We start from the raw sequence: 5,169 nt of genomic DNA on the forward strand, positions 1-5,169 counted from the left end.
GGGCTTGTGGACGGCAGTTTGACGGCCTCTTTGCCCGTCGCATTTAAAATTTGAGTTTTTAGATATTTTTCGCAGATTTCATGCGCCTTGCCGCCGTTTGCGAATACCTGTACGACGCGCGCTACGCTAAAGATCGGCTCTAAATTTGCAGGCACGACGGCAGTCATTTTAGCATCGCTCGAGCCCTTTATCTCGCACGATGTCGCCAGTTGGTTTGCGGATTTGCGTAGTAAAAACTAAATTTACTGGGAAAATTTAGTTTAAAATGCAAAGTAGTAGGGCGCATTTTACTACGCCCTTTAATAAATTTAAGATGCGATCTTGTAAATTTGATCTATTTTAGCTCAAACGCAAGCGTTGCTGCGATCGTCTCATCATCGCAAATTTTTGAGTCAGCAAACGGCATTTTATGCACCACTTGTAGTAGCCACTTTCCAGGTTTAAGAGCTAGCACCTCTATCGTGCCGTCTGGCTCAGTTTCGCCGTGAAATGCACTTTTTTCTTTTAAAAAGCCGTCAAATGTTCCATTAAGCGTAGCGCTTTCTAGCGGTTTGCCTTCAAATAGAATTTTAACTTTAAACGGTACGCCAACTTTGAAATTTGCCGGATTTTCAAGCGGAACTATCTCTAAACGCTGATTAGAAGGCTTTGTTACGGAGTCGTCCTTCGCGTTTTTGTTTATGACGCTTTTTGCGCTCATGCTCGCTTTTTTGCAGTATTTGGCGTCTTTGATATCTTCTTTGGTTTTACCCATGTGCCATGTGCCATCGCTAGCTTTTGTCCAAAACGTAGGCTTGTACTCGCCAGCTATAAGGTAAGAGCCGTCTTCAAGCTTATCTCTTTCGTAGTGGTAGTTTTCGCCGCTTTGTTTTAGGCTAAGCTTTTCGCCATTTTTGGCTATGATGTACGGGGCTTCAAATAGAGCGATCCTGTTATCCGGGATCTTTTCAACAGTCGGAAAATCGTCTGCATAGCCAATCTCAACGCTAGTTACGTCTTTGCTGCTTCCAAATAGCCAAAACTCATGAGCCAAAGAATGGCTGCTAAAAGCCGCCAAAGCCAAAAGTGTAAATAAATGCTTGTTCATTACCTATCCTTTTAGATTAAGATGTCTATTTTTATGTTTCTAACATGTGTCACAAAAATATTTTTAAATTTCTACATAATTAAAATTTGCTGTTGCTTTAACAAATTTAGTAATCAAAACTGATTTTGTTCATTTAAATTTATAAAATAATACAAGTAATAAAATACTTTAACCACTGAAAAATTTAAATCAGTGGTGCAATTATATCAAAATAATAACCAATGTCAATATAAAAATAAATTTTTTATTTTTAAAAAACAGCATAGTTAGTTAAGTTACTCAAGAAGGTAAATTTTACTAAAAGACTAATGTGAAACCAATAAGCATAGATATCAAAAACGAAGTTGTTTTGAGTTTTTGATCTACTTTAAGGCCTCAGCTATCACCGACCATTCGCTCGCAAGTTTATCTATACTAAATTTAGCATTTGCAGGGCTGGTCGATGGTAGCTTTATAACTGCATTTTTGGTCGCTTTTAAAATCTCGTCTTCTAAATATTTTTTACAAATTTCATAAGCCTTGCCGCCGTTGGCGAACACCTGCGCTATGTGCGCGCCGCTAAAGATCGACTCTAAATTTGCAGGCTCGACGGCGGTCATTTTAGCATCGCTTGAGCCCTTTATCTCGCAGGATATCGCAGCGTCGTAGATAGCGATGCGGTGAGCGAGCAGGAAATTTATCTTTTCGTCCGTGCCTGCAGGCAACGGAGCGTTTAAAATCCCGGCCAGCACCCGCCAGAAACGATTTTGCGGATTTGCGTAGTAAAAGCCAAATTTACGAGAAATGACGGAAGGAAAGGAGCCGAGGATCAAAATTTTAGAATATTTATCAAAAATCGGTCTAAAAGGATGGGTTTGGCTCATTTTGCGCCTTTTAAGCGATTTTTAAAACCGCCGTCAAATTTAACCGTCATTTTTTACTCCTTAAATTTGGGTGAAATTTAGCACAAGATTTAAAAAGCGAGTTAAATTTAATACTCGCAAGATACGTCAAAATTAAAAAAATTTGGCTGCATTTTACGGCCAAATTTAAAATAAACCAAAATGCCAAATTTCATGCTGCTGATTTCGGCGGTAATTTTCCTACTCTACTTTTAGCGTATAAAACGGATTCAAAACCTCTACGAACGTCTGATGAATTTCAGATAACGTCTTGTCGCCAATCTTGCCTAGTTTGCGTTTAAGTCTCTCGCTAGAAAACGACTTAATCTGAAAGCAATTTACTGCGGAAACATTATCAAGTCCAAGCTCGGCGTAGTTTTCTAGCTTGTAGAAAAACGGAATGTCTCTAAATTTATCTTGATAGGTAGTAATCGGAAGTAGTATTTTTATGTCGTAGTTTTTGCCGTGGTCGCTATTTATAACCAATGCCGGACACAGCTTTGCTATCTCGCTACCGATTTTGGGTTCAAAGTCTACAAGCCAAATTTCGCCTTGTAAAATTTCACTTTTCATAATAGCTCAAATCTCCGCTTCGCGCTAATTCCAATTCTTGCGACGAGATTATCTTATCGCTTTGAGCTATTTCGTAGCCTTTTTTCCACCTTTCAAGCTTTTTTTGCCTTTTGTAGCTCTTTACGGCTTCATCGACTACCGCAGACATCGATTTAAACGAATACGTCTCTTGCAGCTCTTTTAGCGTCTCTAAAATTTCTACATCAATCGAAAAAGTAACTTTTTGCTTGCCTGTTAGCGTCATTTAAATTCCTTTTATACTGATAAAATATACGGACGATTATACCATACTACGATAACTAAGTCGGTAAGATATGTAAATTTATTAAGCCCGCTTTCTCTCGCCCGTCAAATTTGGGCGAGAAAAATTTGCTCCTTACTCGGCACTTTCGTTAACCTGGGCTTCCGAGCTAGACTCGACCTCATCGCTAAAATCTGCTAAAGATAAGCGTTTTAGCTGGCGGTAGCGTCTTTGCGCGTCGGCCTTATTTTTAGTCAGCAGCTCGTCGGCGTGCTCAGGATTTGTCTTTTTAAGCGAGTTGTAGCGAACCTCGTTTAGCAAAAACTCCTCGTAAAGAGACCAATCAGGCTCTTTTGAGGTCATTTTGAGCGGATTCTTGCCCTCTTTGATTAGGCGCGGATCGTAGACGTAGGTCGGCCAGTAGCCGCATTTAGTCGCTAGCTCGCCTTGACCGCCGGAGTAGGCCATACCGCCCTTGATGCCGTGCGCGATACACGGCGAATACGCGATCACGAGGCTAGGTCCATCGTAGGCCTCGGCTGCGGCGATAGCTTTTATCGTATTTGCTTGGCTTGCGTTTGAGTTGATCTGCGCGACGAAGATATTTCCGTAGGTCATCGCGATGTAGCCAAGATCTTTTTTCTGCATCGGTTTGCCGCTAGCGGTAAACTGCGCTATGGAGCCTGCACGGCTTGATTTTGAGCTCTGGCCGCCGGTGTTTGAGTAGACTTCGGTATCTAGCACGAGCACGTTTACGTTCTCGCCGCTAGCTAGTACGTGATCAAGCCCGCCAAAGCCGATATCGTATGCCCAACCGTCGCCGCCGATGATCCACTGAGATTTTTTGACGAGATATCTTTTTAGCTCTAAAATTTCTTTTACGCCCTCTACGTCTAAATTTTGCTCCAAAATCGGCGTTAAAATTTTAGCGATTTGCGTCGTTTTCTCGCCGTCGTTTTTATACGCGATCCAGTCGGAGTATAGCGCGGCTAAGGCGTTTGGCGTGGCGTCTTTGGTGCGTAGCATTACGTCTTCTATACGGTGGCGCAGGGTCTCGACCGCGACATTCATACCCATACCAAACTCCGCGTTATCCTCAAAGAGCGAGTTCGCCCACGCTACGCCCTTGCCATCTTTGTTCGTCGTATAAGGCGTCGAAGGCGCGCTACCGCCGTAAATCGAGCTACATCCGGTGGCGTTTGCTACTATCATGCGGTCGCCGAACAGTCTTGTTACAAGCCCTATATAAGGCGTCTCGCCGCAACCGGGGCAGGCGCCGTGAAACTCAAACAGCGGCTGCGCAAAACCCACGCCCTTGACGCTATCTTTGCTCATCAGGTCGTCTTTATACGTAACCTTTTTAAATAGATAATCGGCGTTTTCCTGCTCGTGCCGCTCCATCTCCTCGGCTAGCGGCACCATGACGAGCGATTTTTCCTTGCTCGGGCAGTTCTGGGCGCACAGTTCGCAGCCGGTGCAGTCTAGCGGGCTCACCTGGATTTTATATTTTAGTCCTTTTACCTCTTTGCCTTTAGCGTCTAGGACGTGATCTTGCACGGTTTGCGGTGCGGCGGCGAGCTCGTTTTCATCGATTAGAAATGGCCTGATGACAGCGTGAGGGCAAACGAAGGCGCACTGGTTGCACTGGATGCAGTTTCCCTCGATCCATTTTGGCACCATCACGCCGATACCGCGTTTTTCGTAGGCCGTGGTGCCTGATTTAAAGTGTCCGTCCTCGTATCCGACAAACGCCGAAACAGGCAAGCTATCGCCCCTTGCGGCGTTGATAGGCTTAACGATTTTTTCTATAAATTCGTCGCCTACGTATTTTTCCTCCGCACTCGCGTCATCCCTCAAATTTGCCCAGCTAGGATCGACCGTGACCTTAACCAATCCGTCCGCGCCCATATCGATAGCCTTGTAGTTCATCTCCACGATCGCTTCGCCCTTTTTGGCGTAGGCTTTGTGCGCGTACTCTTTCATGTATTTTTGCGCGTCGGCAAACGGTATGATGTCCGCAAGCTTAAAAAACGCCGACTGCATGATGGTGTTCGTGCGGTTTTTGAGCCCGATCTCGCGAGCTAGCTTGGTGGCGTTGATGATGTAGAAATTTACCTTTTTAGTGGCTAAAATTTTCTTTACTTTATTCGGCAGTTTAGCGACCGTCTGCTCGGCGTCCCAGATCGAGTTTAGCAGGAACGTCCCGCCCTCGCGGATACCGTCTATAACGTCGTAAATTTCAAGATACGCCGCGACCGAGCAGGCTACGAAGTGCGGATTTGAGACGAGATAGGTCGAGCGAATCGGGTTTTTACCGAAGCGCAAATGCGATCGCGTGTAGCCGCCCGATTTTTTACTGTCGTAGGCGAAATACGCCTGCGCGTAAA

At 44.5% G+C, this 5,169-nt stretch carries 5 protein-coding genes and 1 pseudogene; all 6 read right to left on the minus strand.

Features of this window, described 5'->3' with window-relative positions; translation table 11 throughout:
* Positions 1-200 (minus strand): annotated as a pseudogene (locus Q0546_RS01995) (DNA-deoxyinosine glycosylase); the annotation flags it as partial.
* 134 nt (positions 201-334) lie between these two features.
* Complete coding sequence (locus Q0546_RS02000) at positions 335-1,087, minus strand: DUF4198 domain-containing protein (RefSeq protein ID WP_298790050.1); 753 nt, start codon at positions 1,085-1,087, stop codon at positions 335-337.
* A gap of 362 nt (positions 1,088-1,449) precedes the next feature.
* On the minus strand, positions 1,450-1,950 hold the full coding sequence (locus Q0546_RS02005; RefSeq protein WP_298790052.1) for a DNA-deoxyinosine glycosylase: 501 nt from the start codon (positions 1,948-1,950) through the stop codon (positions 1,450-1,452).
* Positions 1,951-2,169: 219 nt separating this feature from the next.
* Positions 2,170-2,541: a type II toxin-antitoxin system PemK/MazF family toxin gene (locus tag Q0546_RS02010; RefSeq protein ID WP_298790054.1), complete on the minus strand. Its 372-nt coding sequence runs from the start codon at positions 2,539-2,541 to the stop codon at positions 2,170-2,172.
* Positions 2,531-2,785 carry a hypothetical protein gene (locus tag Q0546_RS02015; protein ID WP_298790056.1) on the minus strand — a complete coding sequence of 85 codons (255 nt, stop codon included), beginning with the start codon at positions 2,783-2,785 and terminating at the stop codon, positions 2,531-2,533. Before Q0546_RS02015 ends, Q0546_RS02010 begins: the two co-directional genes overlap by 11 nt.
* Positions 2,786-2,917: 132 nt before the next feature.
* Positions 2,918-5,169 (minus strand): pyruvate:ferredoxin (flavodoxin) oxidoreductase (nifJ, locus tag Q0546_RS02020; RefSeq protein ID WP_298790058.1); only part of this gene is annotated, 2,252 nt, incomplete at its 5' end.

Source organism: uncultured Campylobacter sp. (genome assembly GCF_937997465.1).
GTDB lineage: Bacteria > Campylobacterota > Campylobacteria > Campylobacterales > Campylobacteraceae > Campylobacter_A.